16 protein-coding genes and 1 pseudogene are annotated in these 18,016 nt (G+C 62.6%); 1 reads left to right on the top strand and 16 read right to left on the bottom strand.

Annotated features, from left to right (window positions below):
- Positions 1 to 52: 52 nt before the first annotated feature.
- The 15 genes and pseudogenes from BLR13_RS26460 to BLR13_RS26390 all read right to left on the bottom strand — a co-directional run bounded on the left by BLR13_RS26460 (position 53) and on the right by BLR13_RS26390 (position 16,351).
- Positions 53 to 976, bottom strand: a complete 924-nt coding sequence (locus BLR13_RS26460) for a sterol desaturase family protein (RefSeq protein ID WP_074817836.1) — start codon at positions 974 to 976, stop codon at positions 53 to 55.
- Between the two features lie 119 nt (positions 977 to 1,095).
- Positions 1,096 to 2,160, bottom strand: coding sequence for an AraC family transcriptional regulator (locus BLR13_RS26455; RefSeq protein WP_143039666.1), 1,065 nt, complete (start codon positions 2,158 to 2,160; stop codon positions 1,096 to 1,098).
- Between the two features lie 123 nt (positions 2,161 to 2,283).
- The gene (locus BLR13_RS26450; protein WP_074817840.1) at positions 2,284 to 2,706 is read right to left on the bottom strand and encodes a hypothetical protein; all 423 of its coding nucleotides are present in this window, start codon (positions 2,704 to 2,706) and stop codon (positions 2,284 to 2,286) included.
- 84 nt (positions 2,707 to 2,790) lie between these two features.
- Positions 2,791 to 3,999 carry an NADH:flavin oxidoreductase/NADH oxidase gene (locus BLR13_RS26445; protein ID WP_244524941.1) on the bottom strand — a complete coding sequence of 403 codons (1,209 nt, stop codon included), beginning with the start codon at positions 3,997 to 3,999 and terminating at the stop codon, positions 2,791 to 2,793.
- Positions 4,000 to 4,103: 104 nt separating this feature from the next.
- On the bottom strand, positions 4,104 to 5,129 hold the full coding sequence (locus BLR13_RS26440; protein ID WP_074817842.1) for an acyltransferase family protein: 1,026 nt from the start codon (positions 5,127 to 5,129) through the stop codon (positions 4,104 to 4,106).
- A gap of 165 nt (positions 5,130 to 5,294) precedes the next feature.
- Positions 5,295 to 6,854: a 2-isopropylmalate synthase gene (locus BLR13_RS26435; protein WP_074817844.1), complete on the bottom strand. Its 1,560-nt coding sequence runs from the start codon at positions 6,852 to 6,854 to the stop codon at positions 5,295 to 5,297.
- Between the two features lie 402 nt (positions 6,855 to 7,256).
- Positions 7,257 to 8,438, bottom strand: a complete 1,182-nt coding sequence (locus BLR13_RS26430) for an OpgC domain-containing protein (protein ID WP_074831090.1) — start codon at positions 8,436 to 8,438, stop codon at positions 7,257 to 7,259.
- Positions 8,439 to 8,694: 256 nt separating this feature from the next.
- The gene (locus BLR13_RS26425) at positions 8,695 to 9,639 is read right to left on the bottom strand and encodes a polyphosphate kinase 2 family protein (protein WP_074817846.1); all 945 of its coding nucleotides are present in this window, start codon (positions 9,637 to 9,639) and stop codon (positions 8,695 to 8,697) included.
- A pseudogene (locus BLR13_RS26420) lies at positions 9,572 to 10,613 on the bottom strand (branched-chain amino acid ABC transporter permease). The gene BLR13_RS26425 and the pseudogene BLR13_RS26420 overlap by 68 nt, the downstream one beginning before the upstream one ends.
- Positions 10,610 to 11,491: a branched-chain amino acid ABC transporter permease gene (locus BLR13_RS26415; protein WP_074817849.1), complete on the bottom strand. Its 882-nt coding sequence runs from the start codon at positions 11,489 to 11,491 to the stop codon at positions 10,610 to 10,612. Before BLR13_RS26415 ends, BLR13_RS26420 begins: the two are co-directional and overlap by 4 nt.
- A 99-nt stretch (positions 11,492 to 11,590) precedes the next feature.
- Positions 11,591 to 12,295, bottom strand: coding sequence for an ABC transporter ATP-binding protein (locus tag BLR13_RS26410; RefSeq protein WP_079585879.1), 705 nt, complete (start codon positions 12,293 to 12,295; stop codon positions 11,591 to 11,593).
- A 2-nt stretch (positions 12,296 to 12,297) separates the two neighbouring features.
- Entirely contained in the window at positions 12,298 to 13,065 is a 768-nt protein-coding gene (locus BLR13_RS26405) for an ABC transporter ATP-binding protein (RefSeq protein ID WP_074817853.1), read from the bottom strand.
- A 64-nt stretch (positions 13,066 to 13,129) separates the two neighbouring features.
- A complete protein-coding gene (locus BLR13_RS26400; RefSeq protein ID WP_074817855.1) occupies positions 13,130 to 14,440 on the bottom strand; it encodes an ABC transporter substrate-binding protein in 1,311 nt (436 codons plus the stop codon).
- A 139-nt stretch (positions 14,441 to 14,579) separates the two neighbouring features.
- Positions 14,580 to 15,287, bottom strand: coding sequence for a hypothetical protein (locus tag BLR13_RS26395; protein WP_074817856.1), 708 nt, complete (start codon positions 15,285 to 15,287; stop codon positions 14,580 to 14,582).
- A 35-nt stretch (positions 15,288 to 15,322) separates the two neighbouring features.
- The gene (locus BLR13_RS26390) at positions 15,323 to 16,351 is read right to left on the bottom strand and encodes an ABC transporter substrate-binding protein (protein WP_074831092.1); all 1,029 of its coding nucleotides are present in this window, start codon (positions 16,349 to 16,351) and stop codon (positions 15,323 to 15,325) included.
- Between the two features lie 293 nt (positions 16,352 to 16,644).
- Between BLR13_RS26390 and BLR13_RS26385 the strand changes: the two genes are divergently transcribed.
- On the top strand, positions 16,645 to 17,094 hold the full coding sequence (locus tag BLR13_RS26385) for a cupin domain-containing protein (RefSeq protein WP_074817858.1): 450 nt from the start codon (positions 16,645 to 16,647) through the stop codon (positions 17,092 to 17,094).
- 113 nt (positions 17,095 to 17,207) lie between these two features.
- Here the strand turns inward: BLR13_RS26385 and BLR13_RS26380 are convergent, their stop codons facing one another.
- Positions 17,208 to 17,996, bottom strand: a complete 789-nt coding sequence (locus BLR13_RS26380) for an ABC transporter permease (RefSeq protein ID WP_074831093.1) — start codon at positions 17,994 to 17,996, stop codon at positions 17,208 to 17,210.
- Between the last annotated feature and the right edge of the window lie 20 nt (positions 17,997 to 18,016).

The raw sequence follows: 18,016 nt of genomic DNA, 5'->3' as shown, positions 1-18,016 counted from the left end.
TCCCGGTTGCCGATTTGTATCGCAACCGGGTCGTCAACTGTCAACAATTTGGCTATACACCGCGCGCGTCGGGAAGAGCCACCGTGGCGCCTTCCCGCATTGCCGGGCTCACGTGCGCGTCGGCCGCCTGTTCCTTCGCCTCCGCGCGCCAGCCGGGCGGACCGACGACATGCATTAGCCGCGCGCGCCAGCTGCGGGCCTGCCAGAGATCGCGGGCCATCGCCGCCCATTCGTGAAATCCAATCACCAGCGGGTTGTTCGAGAGCAACGGCGTTACCAGGCCGTAGCGGCAGGGTACGTCGTCGCGCTCGCTGACGAAGGTTCCGAACAGGCGGTCGAACACGATGAAGATACCGCCGTAGTTGCGGTCGAGATATTCCGGATTGGCGGCGTGATGCACGCGATGATGCGAGGGCGTGTTCAGCACATATTCGAGCCAGCCGAGTTTCGGAATCCATTCGGTATGGATCCAGAACTGATAGAGCAGGCCAAAACCGGCGGCGATGAAGACCGGACCCGGTGCGAAACCGAGCCAGATCATCGGCACAAAGAAGACCCCGGCGCCGGTCAGCCGCCCGGTCCAGCCGAAACGATAGGACGCGCCGAGATTGAGTTCGTTGGATGAATGATGCACCGCGTGGCTCGCCCAGAACCACCTGATACGGTGACTGGCGCGGTGGAGCCAGTAATAACAAAAGTCCTGGCCGATCACGAGCACCACTACCGCCGTCGCGGTATCGAGCGGCACGGTGAACAGGCGGTGCTCCCAGGCCAGACGGATCAGCGGCGTCGCAAGGCTCGCCGACAGGAAAACGTACACGATGTATTCCCGGCCCAGCGCATCGGCGAGCGAGGCGAAATAGGCCCGCCAGTTGTAATCCCGCCGCATCACGACGGCGAGGAACAGCGCTTCGAGCGTCGCGATCGCGATCACGGCGGGAAGAGCGAATTGAAGGATTTGGACGAGTTGCTTCACGGCCGATCTCCTGTCCAGCAAAGGCGCCAGCCCTTCAGGGACTCGCGCTGCCTTGGGGATCAACGTGACATCGGAAAGGTTTGTCGGCTCGCCGGTTTCCAGCCGCTTCTGGCCGAATCCTACGACCGGCTGGCCGATTCCGGAATCGGCAACGGGGCATCGACACGGGTGCGCCGATATTCGGTCGGCGTCAGCCCGGTATGGGCCTTGAACGCGCGATTGAACGGCCCGATCGAGCCGAAGCCGGCGTCGAGCGCAATGGTCAGGATCGGCACTTCGGCCTGGCCGGGGTCGGCCAATGCTGTTTCCGCCTCCGTCAGCCGGTAGCCGTTGACGAAGGCGCTGAAATTCCGGTGACCGAGTTGTCCGTTGATCAGGCGGCGCAACCGGTATTCCTGAACGCCGAGCGTTTGTGACAGCAAGGTGATGCTCAGACCGTCGTCGCGGTAGGCCTTGCCCTCCACCATCAGCTTGCGAAGCGCCTCGAGCACGACGGCGTCCTGCCCGGTGGCTGATGGCGCCTGCCGCGGTCCTGCGCCGATGAGCGGCGCCGAGCCGTCCTGTGGCGACGCCGGCGCGAACTGTTGGCTGATCAACAGGGACAGTCGTAGCCAGGCGTACACAAAGATGAACGCCATCAGGCCGATCGCGTTGAAGAGACTGTAGGGAGGTTTGCCCAGCGTGCCGGGCCAGATCCGCTGCGATACGATAATGGAGGCGATATAGAGCGCCGTGATCACCGCGAACTCGACGCGGAGCTGACGCCGCCATTCCACCAGATCCCCAGCCCGGCCGGCCAGCGCATGCCAGACGCCGAACGCGACGAACAGCAGCGACGAAGCCTCCTGAACGGCCACGACGGCAGACGGCCAGCCATACATTTCCCGCCAGGCGAGGCCGGCGAGCCAGAGCCAGGCGAGTGCGTGATACCAGCGTGCCTTGAAGTCATCATCGAACAGCGCCGCCGCCATGATCCAGAACACCGCCGGCGTTGCGATGCAAAGAACATGGATCGGAATTTTCAGACGCATGTCGAGCGTCCAGAAGCCGGGCGCCGAATCGATCACGAACGCGGCGGTGCCGAGGAAGAGCAGCGCGGAGTAGCGGCTTAACCGGCTGGTTCGCAGGTCGCGGGCGACGAGAAACACGATGAGGAGGAGAATGGCAACCGTCCCTCCTCGCAATGCGGCTCAAGGGTCGACATTGAAATGATGGCCGGTTGGTTGTCCGTGTCGGGGCAGAGAATCTCACTCTGTCGCAGGTGTCAACAAACCGCAGCGGAGATGCGATCCGTCCTGCTAATTCCGCTAGTAGCACCGCACGATATTGACGGTGTGGTCCTTGCCGCCGGCGCCGGGGACCGTCACGGTCTCCGCGGGGCACTGCGTCACATAGGCCCGGGCGGACGGCACGACATCCGGCGGATACCGATGCGCCCAATCCCAGGGAACGTCATTGGTGTAGGTGTAATGGATGTCGCTCGAGAGCGGCGGCGGAACGTCGGCAATGGCTTCGCCATTTGATGGCCCGTCGTAGTAGCCCGCCGGCCAGTACGCCCCGACATTTCTCCGGTGATGCAGCCGGCCAAATGGCGAATGAGGGATCGCGCGCGCCGAGACAAAACCTCCACCGTGCACGCCGCCTGACCTCGCGAATGTCTCGTCACCGGCAAACATCAGCGCGATGACGGCAAGCGACGCTGCAAGCGCTCCGTACCTTCCATATGCCATGGCACGCACCTGTTTCCCGGGTTGCGAAGCGATATCCCGGCCAAGGCTAGGCCCGGCCTCCCGGACCAGCAAATATAACCTTAACTATTGGTTAATGCGTCCGCGGTGGGTCACCACGCCGGTCGGCGTGGCAAAGCCTTCCAGCGTCCTGATGCGCTTTTCGAGCCACCAGCCAAATTCGGGCGACCAGTCCTCGAAGCGCGCGTTGATGCCGAGATCGTGGGCCCAATGGTGGGCGATGTTGGGATTGAACTGCGACTGGCGGCCGATCGCGACGAGATCGGCTTGCTTGTTCTGCAGGATCGCCTCGGCCTGCTGCGCTTCGAGAATGATGCCCACCGCCATGGTCGTGATGTCGGCTTCCTTGCGGACGCGCTCCGCAAACGGAACCTGGAAGCCGAGGCTGCGCGGCACCTGGGCTGCGGTAGCTGCACCGGCGATGCCGCCGGACGAGCAATCGATCACGTCGACGCCGCGCGCTTTCAGTTCGCGCGCAAAGACCACGGTGTCATCCATGTTCCAGCCTTTCTGCGTGCCGTCGACGGACGAGACACGGACGAACAGCGGCATGGAGGCCGGCATTTCGCGGCGCACCGCTTCGGCGATCTCCAGCGGCAGGCCCATGCGCCCCGCGCGATCGCCACCGTATTCGTCGTTGCGGGTGTTGGACACCGGCGACAGGAACGAGGCCAGCAGATAGCCGTGCGCGGTGTGGATCTCGATGGTGTCGAAGCCGGCAGCTACCGCATTCCGCGCGGCTTTGGCCCAGGTGCCGACCATCGCCTTGCACTCTTCCGTCGTCAGTTGCCGCGGCGTCAGCCAGCCCTTGGCGACCGGCTCGGCGGTGGGCCCCACCGGCTGCCAAATCTTGTCGCCGGCCTTCAGATTTTCTTCCGTGAGCGGTCCCATGCCCTGCATGGCGGTTTGCGAGGATGACTTGCGGCCGCCATGGGCAAGCTGGATGCCGATCGCGGTCCCCTGACGCTTCATGAAGGCGATCAGCGGCTTGAAACTCTCGACCTGCGCCTCGTTCCAGATGCCGAGGTCGTGCTCGTTGATCAGCCCGATCTCCTCGACACCGGTCGCTTCGACAAAGACGAGGCCAAAACCGCCCAGCGCGTAGCGGCCGAGATGCACGAGGTGGAAGGTGCCGCAGGTATGGCCGGGGTCGCAGCGATAATGGACCATCGGCGGCACCACGAGGCGATTTTTCAGCGTGAGGCCACGGACCGCCAGCGGCTGGAACAGCATCGGCGATGGCATCTGGCCGCCGTTGGTCGAACCGTCCATCATTCGCACATCCCCCTTGCGGATTGTTGTTATTCGCTGTGCCGCCCGATCGGCAAGCCGATGCCGCCAATTAAAAATGCCAGGCGCAATCGCGTCAATGCGCCGTTTCAGCCGGAGGCCTGCACCGGGCGCAGAGCGCCAAGGCGCCGGCTGAACCTGAGCAACGGCCGCTCCACGGCGATATTGAGCAGCAGGCCGAATGCGACGACGATGACGCTGGTGACGACCAAGAGCAGCAGCGGAGGAATCGACGGGATCAGGCCGGCCACGGTCGCTCCTGCCAGCGACACCGTCTCCACCTGAGCCAGATAAATCGAATAGGACGCATCCCCCAGCCGCGCCAACGCACGCTCCGGCCACGACGCATCAGTGCGCTTGCGGCTGACAAAGGCTGCCGCCACCACCAGCAAGGCTGACGGAACGCCGGATACGATGACGCGGTGGGTGGGGTCCGTCACCAGCACCGCCACGGTCGCACAGGCCGCAGCGACCAGCATCGGCCAACCGGCCCGGCCATTCACGAACACGTGGCCCACGATGACGCCGAGCACGAATTCGAGGATCATCGGATCGACGAAGAAGGCGTAATTTCCGAGCGCAGCGTCAATGCCCGGGATGCGCCCGGCGATGGCGAGCGCGGAAAAAATCACCACGACGTTGCGCCAGGCATCGCGCGTTGCCGCCATCAGCAGCGCGACCGCGAGATAGAAATACATCTCGTATTCGAGCGACCAGCCGACATAGACGACCGGCATCTCGCCGTCGGTGAAGGCGACGAACGCCAGCGACTTGAGGATATGGCGGGGCGTGTACCAATCCGTCGCGCCGAACGTGGCCGGCAACGTCACCGCCAGCACCGTGACGGCGAAGATCACGAAGAAATACAGCGGCACGATCCGCTCGACGCGGCGGCGCAGGAATTCCGCCGGCGTCAGGCCTCTGCCATGGGTCGCATAAAAAATGATGAAGCCTGAAATGACGAAGAACAGATCGACGCCGCGCCCCCCATAGGACAGCACAAAGGAGATCGGGCTCTCGGCCACCTTGAAGCCGTCAGGGGCGGCGCCCAGGGCATGAAAGGCGATGACCGAGACTGCCGCGATAAACCGGAGAATCTGGATATGGACGAGCATCCAATCTCATTAACGCGCGGCGAACAGCGGCTCAAACATAATCGCGTGGCGGGCGGCAATTGAGCCCAACGCAAAAACGCGGCGCTTTGGGCGCCGCGTTTATTTTTCGATAACATCGAGATTCCGGGTTCGCATCTTCGATGCGCCCCGGAATGACCGCGGTTATTAACTGGCCACCTGCGCCGGTTCGTCGCGCTGGTGCTTCATGACGATCTTGTTGAGCGCGCCGAGATAGGCTTTCGCCGAGGCCACCAGCGTATCCGGATCGGAGGCCTTCGACGTCATCGAGCGGCCTTCATGGGCGAGCCGCACCGACACTTCGGCCTGGGCATCGGTGCCTTCGGTGACGGCGTGGACCTGATAGAGTTCCAGCTTGGCCTCGTGCGGCACCAGCGCCTTGATGCAGTTGAAGACCGCATCGACCGGACCGTTGCCTTCGGCTTCCTCGATTTTGATCTTGCCGTCGATGTCGAGCTTCATGGTGGCGCGCTGCGGGCCATGGGTGCCCGCGATCACGGTCAGCGAGGTCAGCTTGATGCGATCGTGGGCTGCCGCGATCTCCTGGTCGACCAGCGCCTCGATGTCCTCGTCGTAGATGTCCTTCTTGCGGTCGGCCAGCGCCTTCATTCGCACAAAGGCGTCTTCCAGCTGGTTGGCGCCGAGCTTGTAGCCCATCTCTTCCAGCTTGTGCACGAAGGCATGGCGGCCGGAATGCTTGCCGAGCACCAGCGACGACTTCTTCAGGCCGATCATCTCGGGACGCATGATCTCGTAAGTCGAGGCGTCCTTCAGCACGCCGTCCTGATGGATGCCGCTCTCATGCGCGAAGGCGTTACGGCCGACGATCGCCTTGTTGTACTGCACCGGGAACGAGGTCGCGGCCGATACCAGCTTCGATGCCCGCGTCAGCATGGTGGTGTCGATCCGGTTCCACCACGGAAACACGTCGTTGCGGACATTCATCGCCATCACGACTTCTTCCAGCGCGGCGTTGCCGGCGCGCTCGCCGATGCCGTTGACGGTGCATTCGATCTGGCGTGCGCCGCCGGCGATGCCGGCCAGCGAATTCGCCACCGCCATGCCGAGGTCGTTATGGCAATGCACCGAGAACACCGCCTTGTCGGAGTTCGGCACCCGCTCGATCAGCGTGCGCATGAAGCGGGTGTATTCCTCCGGCGTGGTGTAGCCGACAGTGTCGGGAATATTGACCGTGGTGGCGCCGGCCTTGATCACGGCCTCGACGATGCGGCAGAGGAAGTCCATCTCGCTGCGGGTGGCGTCTTCGGCCGACCATTCGACGTCGTCGATCTGGTTGCGGGCGCGGGTAACGTTGGCGACCGACAGATCCAGCACCTGCTCCGGCGTCATGTTGAGCTTGACGCGCATGTGCAGCGGCGAGGTCGCGATCACGGTGTGGACACGGCCGCGCCTGGCGAATTTTACCGCTTCGGCGCAGCGGTCGATGTCCTTCGGGTTGGCCCGCGACAGGCCGGCGATGACCGAATTCTTGGAGCGGCGGGCGATCTCGCTGACCGCCTGGAAGTCGCCTTCCGAGGTGATCGGGAAGCCGGCCTCGATGACGTCGACGCCCATGTCGTCGAGCATCTCGGCGATCTCGATCTTTTCCTCGAACGTCATGGTGGCGCCGGGGCATTGCTCGCCGTCACGCAGGGTGGTGTCGAATACGATGACGCGGTCCTTCTCGGACTTCGGTGCGGTAGTCATTGGAAGAATTCCTTATGGGTCGTGCGCTGTTTTTTGAGCGCTGAAGGGTCTGGTGATCTCGCGCAACCCCTGAGTGCCCAGGCGCAACCGCCCAGACGGCCCTCAGGGGCCGATAAGAAGCAGAAGCCCGCCAAGAAGGAGGGTGGGCAAGGACGCAGCCGGAATCGCGGGGGCAGCCTTGGCCGCTCCACCCCGAACTCCAGACATTTCGCTGCGAATCAGCATTGCCAGACCCTTGAGAAGTCGGAATCCTCGGCCAAAACCGTTGACGGTTCGTTGCCGGGACCTCGCTTCCCGGCCGTTCTAGACGAGAAATATGACCGTCCGCAATGCCAAAAGATGGTCAGCAGGGGTGACCTAATAGCCCTCCCCGCATCCGGGTACCGAACCCGCGGTACCCCATCACGCCTGCGCGGGCTCGGTCGTAGGTTCGGTTTTGGGCGCCTCGAACAGCACCGGCACTTTCTTGTACCAGTCCAACAGAAAGGCCGCCGCCACCATGACCGTTACGCCGACCGCGCTGACGAAAAGCTGCTCGGCAAAGCCTTTGGAATACTGGGTCAGGACCCAGTGCGCCGAAAACGACAGGAATATGCCGAGACAGAAGATGGGCAGCGAATGCCGCCCGCAGGCCATCAGCGGCACCAGCCATTTCGACGTCAGCGGCGGCCAGTGCTTCGGAACGAACCGGACGACCACCAGCGCCAGCGCCAGAAAATGCGTAAAGCGCAGCATGTCGAGATCGGATTTGTCGATCGGATAGATCACCTTGATCATCCACTTCGGGATCAGCGATTCAAGAAACGCACTGTGCCAGGTCATCACGATCAGGAACGCAAACGCGAGCCAGGCCACGGCCACCGCCAGCGCGGCGCGGGAGCCGATCAGAAATTGCAGTTGCGCGCTGCCGCCGAGACCGCACCAGGCGGCAAACACGAACAGCATCTGCCAGGCGAACGGATTGAAATACCAGCTCGACCCCGCTGGATAGGACGGCAGGTTCCAGTCGAACCAGCGCGCCGCGATATACAGCACGACCGAGCCGAGCAGAGCGAGCGCCGGACGCCGTATCAGGCACCACAGGATCAGCGGCGACGCGAACAGCAGCGCCATATAGAGCGGCAGCACGTCGAAATTGACCGGCTTGTACTTCAGCGACAGCGCCTGCCCGATCATCACGTCGGGGTGCTGCAGAAAGTTGAAGACGTTGAATTCATTCTCGTACATCGGATTGTCGAAGCGCTTGGCGGTGCGCGCGACCTGCGCCGTAAAGAGCAGGAACAGGAAAATATGGGCGATGTATAATTGCCATACCCGCTTCATCAGCCGCTTGGTTGCGGCGAGAAAATAGCCGCCGCGCACCGCAGGCCCGTAGATGAAGCCGGCGAGATAGCCGGAAATGAACACGAAGAACTCGGCCGCGTCGCTGAAGCCGTAGTTGCGAAGCGTCAGCCAGCTGACGAGGTCGTGCGGGATGTGATCGAGAAAGACCATCCACTGCCCGACGCCGCGAAACAGATCGAGCCGCAGGTCGCGTTCGGGCGGCCGCAGGACGGATAGGTCTTTCTGGTCGGCGGAAATGATCTGGTCCATGGCGAGCCATCCCGTTCATTCAAAAGGCCGGTGGCAAACCTTCAACTTGCGCAACACGAATCTCGCGGCTTGTTGGCGAATATACGCCGTCGCCGAAGGTGTGCGGCCGGAAAAGGTTGTCATCACCCGCGAAAGCGGGTGACCCAGTATTCCAGAGACCGACGTCGGGATCGAGAGGCCGCGGCGTACTGGATTCCCCGCCTTCGCGGGGAATGACAGCCAAGGGGTTGGGCGGCAGAGAAGCGGCTTACTTCGCCTGCTTCGCCGGCGCCTTGCTCGCCTCACCTTTGCCCTCGGCCAGCAACGCCTCGCGCACCTGCTTGAATTCGCTGCGCTCGGCCTTGTCTACCCTGGGGAATTGCAGATCGAGCCTGTCGAGCGCCGCGACAATGGTCGAGCCGATCACGACGCGGGCAAACCATTTGTGGTCGGCCGGCACCACATGCCACGGCGCCAGCTTGGTCGAGGTGTGCCGGATCACTTCCTGATAGGCAGCCTGGTACTTCGGCCACAGCGCGCGTTCGGCTATATCGGCTTTCGAGAACTTCCAGTTCTTGGCGGGCTCTTCCAGCCGGGCGAGAAAGCGCGCGCGCTGCTCTTCCCGGGAAACGTTGAGGAAGAACTTCAGGATCACGGTGCCGTTGCGCGCCAGAAAGCGCTCCATCGCCGAGATATCCTCGAACCGCTCGCGCCAGATGTTTTTGGTCACCAGCCGGGGCGGCAGCTTTTCCTTCGCCAGGACTTCCGGGCGCACCCGCACTACCAGGCATTCCTCGTAATAGGAGCGGTTGAAGATCCCGATCCGGCCGCGCTCGGGCAGCGCGATCATGCTGCGCCAGAGAAAATCGTGGTCGAGTTCGTGCGCCGAGGGCTGCTTGAACGACGTGACCTCGCAGCCCTGCGGATTGACGCCGTCGAAGATGCTCTTGATCGCGGAGTCCTTGCCGGCTGCGTCCATGCCCTGAAAGATCAGCAGCATCGACCAGCGGTCCTGGGCGTAGAGCTTTTCCTGAAAATCGTTCAGCCGCTTGCGATTGGCCTCGATGATCGCTTCGCCTTCGTCCTTGTCGAGGCCGCCCTTCTCGCGCGTCTTGTGCGATTTCAGGTGGAACTCGCCCAAGCCGTCAAAGCTGAACGGCGCGACATAGGGCTTCAATTCGTCGGCGAGCGATTTCGAGGATTTCTTGTTCATGAAGTCTTGGGCTTTTCAGGTTGCGTCTTCCATCGGTCGAGGACGCTACCAAGAATACCCTTGGGAAGGAATATGATGAAGGTCACCAGCAATACGCCATAGACGAGGTTGTCCCAGCCGACCGCCTTGGTTCCAAAGCCGATGCGCAGGATTTCCGCGAGCATGATGGTGATGACGGCGCCGATGGTCGGCCCGAACGAAACATAGAGCCCGCCGACGATGACGGCGAACACCATCTGCAGCGACACCGAAATGCCGCTGACGGTGTCGGGGGTGATGAACATCTGGTACTGGCAATAAAGCGCGCCGGCGAGTGCCGTCATCAGCGCCGAGATCAGCGTGATCTTGAGCTTTTCGGCGGTGACGTTGACGCCGGCCGCAGCCGCCGCGTCCTCATCCTCCGAGATCGCCTCCATGGCGTAGCGGCTCATGCTGCGGTCGACCCAGTTCCAGATCAGCAGTCCGACCACCCAGACGAACAGCGCGATCAGGTACCACGTCACCTTGTCGTCGAACTGCAGCGCCAGCAACTGGCTGCCCTTGGTGCGGTTCGGCGTCAGCCCGAGCGAACCGCCGGTGTAGTCGCGCGTCGCGGTGATGACCTGCAGCACGATGCCCGACAGCGCCAACGTCACCAGCACGAAATAATGCCCGGTGATGCGAAAGCGGAAGCAGGGATAGGCGACGATCAGCGCGAGCACGCCCGCTGCCGCCATGCCGACGGGAATGCCGATCCACGGCGACACGCCGAGATGGTTCCACAGCAGCGCCGTCACATAGGCGCCGACGCCCATGAAGCCGCCATGGCCAAGCGACACCAGGCCGAAGCGGCCCATGATCGACCACGACGTGTAGGCGAACGACCAGATCAGGATCAGCACCAGGATGTGCAGGTGATAGGGATCGCGGTAGACAAAGGGCAGCGCGATCAGCGCCGCCAGTCCGGCAATCCAGGCCGCGTTGCGAAGAGTCACGAGCGCCTCGCAAACAGGCCCGCGGGCCGGATGAACATCATGACGATGAAGAAGGCGAAGGCGAGTACGTAGCCCCATTCGAGGTCCGAAAACAGCCCGCCCAGCGAGATGATCTCGGCAAACACGAACGCCGCGATGAAGCCGCCGATGAAATTGCCGAGCCCCCCGAGCACGCAGATCAGGAAGGTGATCGGCCCGAACGACAGCCCGACAAAGGGATGCACGTCGTATTGCAGCACCAGCAGGCAGGCGGCCAAGCCCGCGAGCCCGCCGCCGATCGCCGAGGTGATGAGGTAGATACGCTTGGTATCGACCCCCATCAGCGACATGATCTGGCGGTCCTGCGCGATGGCGCGAATGGCCGTGCCGGTATAGGTGCGCTTCATGAACAGGTAGACCGCGATCATGCCAACCAGAGCGGCACCAAACGACAACAATCGCGCGTAGCTGAAATGCATCTCGCCGAACGCCAGCACCGGCAGGCGGATGCCGAGATTGCGGAAGTCGATGCCGAAGGCGACGGTGGCAAAGCTCTGCAGGATGAACAGCACGCCACCGGTGGCGAGCAACTGGTTGATCGGCGGCGCGGTCAAGAGCGGTGCGATGACGATGTAGTGCAGCGCTGCGCCCAGCGCCGCCACCAGCATGATGGTCAGCGGCGCCGCCGCCCAGTAGGGAAAGTGGAACACCTGCACGAGATAATACATCCCGTACATGCCGATCATGACGAGTTCGGCGTAGCAGATCCAGGTCACGTCGATGACGCCGAAGATCAGATTGAGCCCGAGCGCCAATACCGCCAGCACCCCGCCGAGCAGGATGCCGTTGACCACGGCCTCCAGCAGGTAGATGTCAAAGATGTCCAGAAACGCCTGCATCAGATCAATCGCCTCTGTATTTGGGCATGATCTCCGCGCAAACGCCTTTGGCGTTTGTCGCGAGGGAAAACCGGTACCCACTTTTCCTGATCATGCGCCCTAGACCCCGAGATATGCCTGCTTGATGCTGTCGGTCGACAGCATCTCGGCCGACGTGCCCGATGCGCGAATGGAGCCTGCCTCGAGCAGATAGGCGCGATCGACCACTTTCAGCACCTGCTGCACGTTCTGCTCGACGATCAGCACCGTCAGCCCGCCGGCCCTGATACGTTTGACCAGTTCGAACACCTGCTGCACCACGACGGGCGCGAGCCCCGCCGACGGCTCGTCGAGCAGCAGCAATTTCGGATCCGACATCAGCGCGCGGCCGATCGCGCACATCTGCTGCTCGCCGCCCGACATGGTGCCGGCCAGCTGGCCGCGCCGTTCCTTCATGCGCGGAAACAGGTCGAATACGAATTCCAGCCGCTCGGCATATCGCGCGCGCGCGCCGGGCATGTAGGCGCCCATTTTCAGATTGTCGTCGACCGAGAGCCGCGGAAACAGCCGGCGGTTTTCCGGCACATGGGCGATGCCGAGGTCGACGATGCGATGCGCCGGCGTCGCCAGCACATCGGTACCCTCCATCGCAATCGCGCCTTTGGTAGGCCGGATCAGACCGGAGATCACCCGCATCAACGTGGTCTTGCCGGCGCCGTTGGGGCCGATCACGCCGACCGCTTCGCCCGCCTTGACCTCGAGCGACACGTCGAACAGCGCCTGAAAGCTGCCGTAGCCTGCATCGATTGATTTAAGGTCGAGCATGATCAGACCCCTGCCCGGCGGCGCGCTTCGCCGGCCGCGAGCTGGCTCTCGTCGGCATCGGTGCCGAGATAGACCTCGATCACCCTGGGATCGCCGGCCACTTCGCTCGGCAACCCCTCCGAAATCTTCTCGCCGTGATCGAGCACCATCACGCGATCGACCACCCGCATCAAAACGCCCATGATGTGCTCGACCCAGATGATGGTGATGCCGAGTTCGTCGCGGATCTTGCGCAGCATGTCGGCGGCCTGATCCATCTCGGTCTCATCCAGCCCGCCGAGGCTTTCGTCGGCGAGCAGAAGTTTCGGGCCGGTCGCCAGCGCCTTCGCCAGTTCGAGCTTTTTCAGGCCGGCCGCGCCGAGCCCGTCGACGCTGGCATGGCGATCGGTCGGCAGGCCGACCATGCCAAGCGCTTTCTCCGCCGCTTCCTCGGCCCTGGCCCGGCTGTGCCGGCCCTGGCCGTAGTAGCCGGCCAGCGCCACGTTCTCGAATATCGTGAGCCGGTGAAACGGCCGCGGAATCTGGAAGGTGCGGCCGACGCCACCGTTGATGATGCGGTGCGGCGCCTGGCCTGCGAGTTCGACGCCGTTGAACATGATCGAACCTGCCGTCGGGATCAGTGTGCCCGACAGCATGTTGAAGATCGTGCTCTTGCCGGAGCCGTTGGGGCCGATCAGGCCGAGAATCTCGCCCTGCTCGACCCGAAACGACACGCTGTTAACAGCGGTGAAGCCGCCGAAGCGCTTCACCAATCCGTCTACCGTTAGCACCCCAGAACCTCCGCTAACCCGCTTGCCTCAGCCTTGTCTTGTAACTTGTAAGACGTGCCTTGACCTACTGGTCGCTGAACGTGGTCCCCTTCGGCAAAGGCAGCACGGTCTCGCGCTGCATCTGGCTCTTCGGCCACACGACATAGGATTTGTCGTCAATGTACTGCAACACCACCGGGAACGAGCGTTCGTTCTGGCCGGCCATCTGGGTACCCTCGCCAAAGAACTTGACGCCAAAGCCGAGCATGGTGCCGCCTTCAGGAATATCGGTATCGAGCGCGGCCTTGCGCAAGGCTTCCGGATCGACGCCGCCATACTTCTTGATCGCGCGCGGCAGCACGTCGTCGAGGAAGACAAAGGCGTTCGAAGCGCCGATACCGACATGCGCGGAACGGATCGCGACGCCTGGCTTCAGCTTGTCGAACTCCTCGCCGACCATCTTGATCACGGCCGGCAGCTTCGGATCCATGGTCTTCTGGTTGGCGAGCCAGATCGAGATCGGGTCGGTGTTGAAGAGGTAGTTGGCGTCGGTGCCGAGACCTTCCTTCAGCTTTTCGTACACGCCATAGCCCGCGCCGTGGCCGACGATGGCACCGAACTTCAATCCCTGTTCGCGCGCCTGCCGGAACAGCAGCGTGATGTCGGGGTTGTAGCCGGTGTGGAAAATCACGTCAGGCTTGGCGCGCTTCAGCTTGGTGACCAGCGCCGAGAGATCGGGCGCGGTCGCCGAATAACCCTCCTTCAGCACCAGGTTGAAGCCGGCCTTCTTGACGCCGGCCTCGTTGCCCTTGGAGACGTCGACGCCATAGGCGCCGTCCTCGTGAATGATGGCAACGCGCAGATCCTTTGGCTCCTTGCCGAATTTCGATTTCGAATACTGCGCGATGAAGTCCGTCGTCATCATGCCGTACTGGTCACCGGCCGCCTGCGGACGGAAGACGTATTTGTAGCCCTTGTTATCGAACACGCCGGAGGAAATGCAGGTGGTGATCCACATGAATTTCTTCATCTGGTCGACGCGGGCCGACACCGGCACGCACTGCGCCGACGAGAAGAAGCCCATCAGCATGTCGACCTTTTCCTGCTCCAGCAGGCGCACCGCCTCGTTGATAGCGATATCGGGCTTGCTCTGGGCGTCGGCGTAAACCGTCTCGATCTTGTAACCCTCGACGCCGGTCTTGGCGTAATGGTCGAGCATGATCTTGACGCCGGTATATTGCAGTTCCGAACCGCCGCCGGCGAGCGGGCCGGTGAGGTCGAAGATGACGCCGATCTTGATTTTCTTTTCCTGAGCCTCGGCGGATACCGCCATCCCCAGCACCGCGACAGCGGCCGACACCCCTACGAGCAGGCGTGCGAAATTGCGCACCGGCATGAAATCCTCCCTGGACGATTGTGCACTGCTTCTTTTTTGTTTTAACGGCGCCCATCACATTGATAGCGTGGACCAATGTCAAGCGCATTGCAGCGCCACCGCGACGCGGGGATACCTGACGCGGCGCGCCGCCTGCACGTCAGGGTTGGGGCGACAGTTGTGATTCGATGAATGCGGTCACAAAGCGTGGCATCGTGTCGGTGAGATCATCAGCGCTATGCACGAGATGAATGCCGGATAATTCCGGCGATTGCTGCAAAGCAAGATTGCCCACAATCCGGGCACGCAACGCTTCGCCCGGCATATCGACCCGTAGAATCCGGATCATCGCCAGCGCCGCTCCGGTGAAGATGCAGTGCCAGTGCGCGTCACGGCGATAATCGGCCGGCGCGAGACCGGTCTCCTCCTCGATCTCGCGTTCGACGCTGCCTGACATATCGAGCGTGCCGTCCCTGATGTCGTCGAGATCGGGAGTCCCGGACGCGAAATAGATCCGGCCGGCATTGGCGGTGTGCTGGCCCATTTCGCCGAGCACGAACGCGCCATCGCTGCTGAGCAGCGCGCCCATACCGAAGCCGTTGAACACGCTTTTGTCGGGAAAGCCCCAGTCGCGCCAGGCCAGGAAGCTCGCAAAATCGGTTTCGAAATAGCTGGCGCTGAGCCGCTCGCCCGAAAACACCGGATTGCGTCCGAGCAGGACGCGGCCATTCCACAGCGCGGGATTATCGCGCAGCAGCGCCGCAAAGTGCGCGTCGATCTCGGCGCGGCGCTCCAGCGCGAACGGCCACGGCCATGCTTCCACGGCCAGATCGAGCGTGGTGACGTGGTGAATGACCAGCGTGCTCATGCCACTCACCGCCTCACTTCACGATCGCTCGTACATCACTTGGCGTTCATGCCGGTGGTCTTCTTGACCTGATCGACAAACTTGTTGGTCCAGGTCTTGCTGACGTCGATATTGGCCTTGGCGACTTCAGGCGAGCCCTCGCTGAACACCGCGAGCACCGCGTCGGCGCCCTTGGGATCCATCTTGCCGGTCTCCGAGAACATCGGGATCGTGTTCTTCAATGCGGCGAGATAGAGCTCCTTGTTCTTGCCGACCATTTCCTCCGGCATTTTCGCCATGATCTCTTCCGGCGAATGCGAATGAATCCAGGTCAGCGTGTTGACGATGGCCGTGGTCAAGGCCTGCACGTCCTTTTCGTGCGAGCCGACCCAGGCCGCCGTCGAATACAGCGCACCGCCCGGATATTCGCCGCCGAACAGCGCCAGCGTATCCTTCTGCGTGCGGGTATCGGCAAGAATGGTGAGATCCTTGTGACTGCCCTGCAGCACGGTAACCGACGGATCGAGCATCACGGCCGCATCGATCTGGCCCTGCTCCATCGCCGCCACCGCGGTGGCGCCGAGACCGACGCCGATGACCGCCGCGCTGGTCGGGTCGAGGCCGTTTTTCTTCAGCAGGAATTTCAGGAAGAAATCGGTCGAGGAACCCGGCGCGCTGACGCCGACCTTCTTGCCGGCGAGGTCCTTGATCGATTTGATTTCCGCCGTGTGCGACGGCGACACCACCAGCACCAACCCGGGATAGCGGTCATAGACCACGAAGGACACGAGTTCCTGCTTCTTGGCGGCCAGATTGACGCAATGGTCGAAATAGCCGGAAACCACGTCGGCGCTGCCGCCGAGCACGGCTTTCAGCGCGTCCGAGCCGCCCTTGAGGTCGACCAGTTCGACATTGAGGCCGGCCTTGTCGAATTCGCCGAGTTGCTTGGCCAGCACCGTCGGCAGGTAGCACAGGCAGGCGCCGCCCCCGACCGCGACCGTGATCTTGCTCTGCGCTGCGGCAAAACCCGACGTCAGCGCCAGCGCCAGCAGCGTTCCGGCCAGCCGGCCAAACATTTTCTTCATGGTTTCCTCCATTCGGTTGCCGGCAACATAGTGCAGCGCACCCACCTTGAGAAGCGTTCCGCCGTCATTCCGGGGCGATGCGCAGCATCGAACCCGGAATCTCGAGATTCCGGGTCTGGTCCTCCGGACCATCCCGGAATGACACCGATGGATGCTGGCCACCACGCTTTATTCCACCGCCCGCGTCTAATCTTTTCGGCTATGCCGAACGCGCCTGGGTTGTGATGCGCTAGCCAATTCCGGATCGGCGAACTAGCATCACCACACAAAAAACGTTTCAGGGAGGAACCCCAATGAATCGCATTGCCATCTCGCTGTCGATCGCCGCAGCCTTTGCCGCCGGTTGCGGCGTCACACATCTGCTGCGACCGGCTTACGCCGCCGACGTCATCGCGGCCCAGGTCATCCATACCGGCGATCTCGAAGGCGACGCGCTGTCGCCGGCCAACGCCGGCGGCATGCGCAACAAGACGTTCGTCTCGGTCGACGGCGCGACCATCTCGATCCAGGACGGCAGCCCGCCCAAGCATCTGCATGCCAACGCCAACGAGATTCAATACATCCTCGAAGGCAAGGGCACGATCTGGCTTGGCGACAAGGAAGTGCAGGTGAAGCAGGGCGATCTCGTCATCATCCCGAAGGGCACGCCGCATGGCGGCACCAAGCCCGACGGCCGTACCATCAAGGCGATCGCCATCAAGACCCCGCCGCAGGCGCCGGATGATACGAAGCTGCTGAACTGACGGCGCGGTTCTCTCTTCCGTCATTGCGAGCGCAAGCGAAGCAATCCATCTTACGGCACAAAGAAAGAATGGATTGCTTCGTCGCTGCGCTCCTCGCAATGACGGCGAAAACCCTACCCCCGGCTCTCCGACGCGGTTGGCCGCCAGACCAGCAGCCGCCGTTCCACCACCGTCACCACCATGTCGATCAAAATGACGAACGCCGACAGCACGAACATGCCGGCGAACACGGCGGCGACGTCGAACACGCCTTCGGCCTGCTGGATCAAATAGCCGAGGCCGGCCGCCGACCCCAGATACTCGCCGACGACGGCACCGACCACGGCGAAGCCGACCGAGGTGTGCAGCGAGGAAAACATCCACGACAGCGCCGACGGCCAGTACACATGCCGCGTCAGCTGCCGTTCATTCATGCCAAGCATGCGGCCGTTGTCGAGCACCGTGTTGGAGACTTCCTTGACGCCCTGATAGACGTTGAAGAACACGATGAAGAACACCAAGGTTACGCCGAGCGCGACCTTGGACCAGATGCCGAGCCCCAGCCACAGCGTGAAGATCGGCGCCAGCACCACGCGCGGCAGTGCGTTAAACATTTTCACATAGGGATCGAACACCGCGGCGACGCGCGGCTGTCGCGCAAACCAGAACCCGACCAGGACGCCGCCCAGCGAGCCGATCACGAACGCCAGGGTCGATTCCCACAGCGTGATGACGAGGTGCTTCCAGATCACCCCGGTCGCGAACCAATGAACGATCTGGCTGAAGACGTCGACCGGGTTGGAGAAGAAAAACGGTGGCAGCCACATGCGGCCGAACACCGGAACCGTGGCGAAGAACTGCCATAGCCCGAGAGCGACGACCGCGACCAATATCTGTAGTGAGAGGAGCCTGATCCTCGACACGTTCAAGCTCCTCTCATCAT

This window comes from Bradyrhizobium ottawaense (assembly GCF_900099825.1).
Taxonomy (GTDB): Bacteria; Pseudomonadota; Alphaproteobacteria; order Rhizobiales; family Xanthobacteraceae; genus Bradyrhizobium; species Bradyrhizobium ottawaense_A.
This window is presented reverse-complemented; position numbering and strand designations above follow the sequence as displayed.

Coding starts and splice junctions, on each gene's coding strand:
- BLR13_RS26450 (WP_074817840.1), bottom strand. CDS start 2,706: ATGGCATATGGAAGGTACGGAGCGCTTGCAGCGTCGCTTGCCGTCATC.
- BLR13_RS26445 (WP_244524941.1), bottom strand. CDS start 3,999: ATGATGGACGGTTCGACCAACGGCGGCCAGATGCCATCGCCGATGCTG.
- BLR13_RS26440 (WP_074817842.1), bottom strand. CDS start 5,129: ATGCTCGTCCATATCCAGATTCTCCGGTTTATCGCGGCAGTCTCGGTC.
- BLR13_RS26435 (WP_074817844.1), bottom strand. CDS start 6,854: ATGACTACCGCACCGAAGTCCGAGAAGGACCGCGTCATCGTATTCGAC.
- BLR13_RS26425 (WP_074817846.1), bottom strand. CDS start 9,639: ATGAACAAGAAATCCTCGAAATCGCTCGCCGACGAATTGAAGCCCTAT.
- BLR13_RS26415 (WP_074817849.1), bottom strand. CDS start 11,491: ATGCAGGCGTTTCTGGACATCTTTGACATCTACCTGCTGGAGGCCGTG.
- BLR13_RS26410 (WP_079585879.1), bottom strand. CDS start 12,295: ATGCTCGACCTTAAATCAATCGATGCAGGCTACGGCAGCTTTCAGGCG.
- BLR13_RS26400 (WP_074817855.1), bottom strand. CDS start 14,440: ATGCCGGTGCGCAATTTCGCACGCCTGCTCGTAGGGGTGTCGGCCGCT.
- BLR13_RS26395 (WP_074817856.1), bottom strand. CDS start 15,287: ATGAGCACGCTGGTCATTCACCACGTCACCACGCTCGATCTGGCCGTG.
- BLR13_RS26390 (WP_074831092.1), bottom strand. CDS start 16,351: ATGAAGAAAATGTTTGGCCGGCTGGCCGGAACGCTGCTGGCGCTGGCG.
- BLR13_RS26385 (WP_074817858.1), top strand. CDS start 16,645: ATGAATCGCATTGCCATCTCGCTGTCGATCGCCGCAGCCTTTGCCGCC.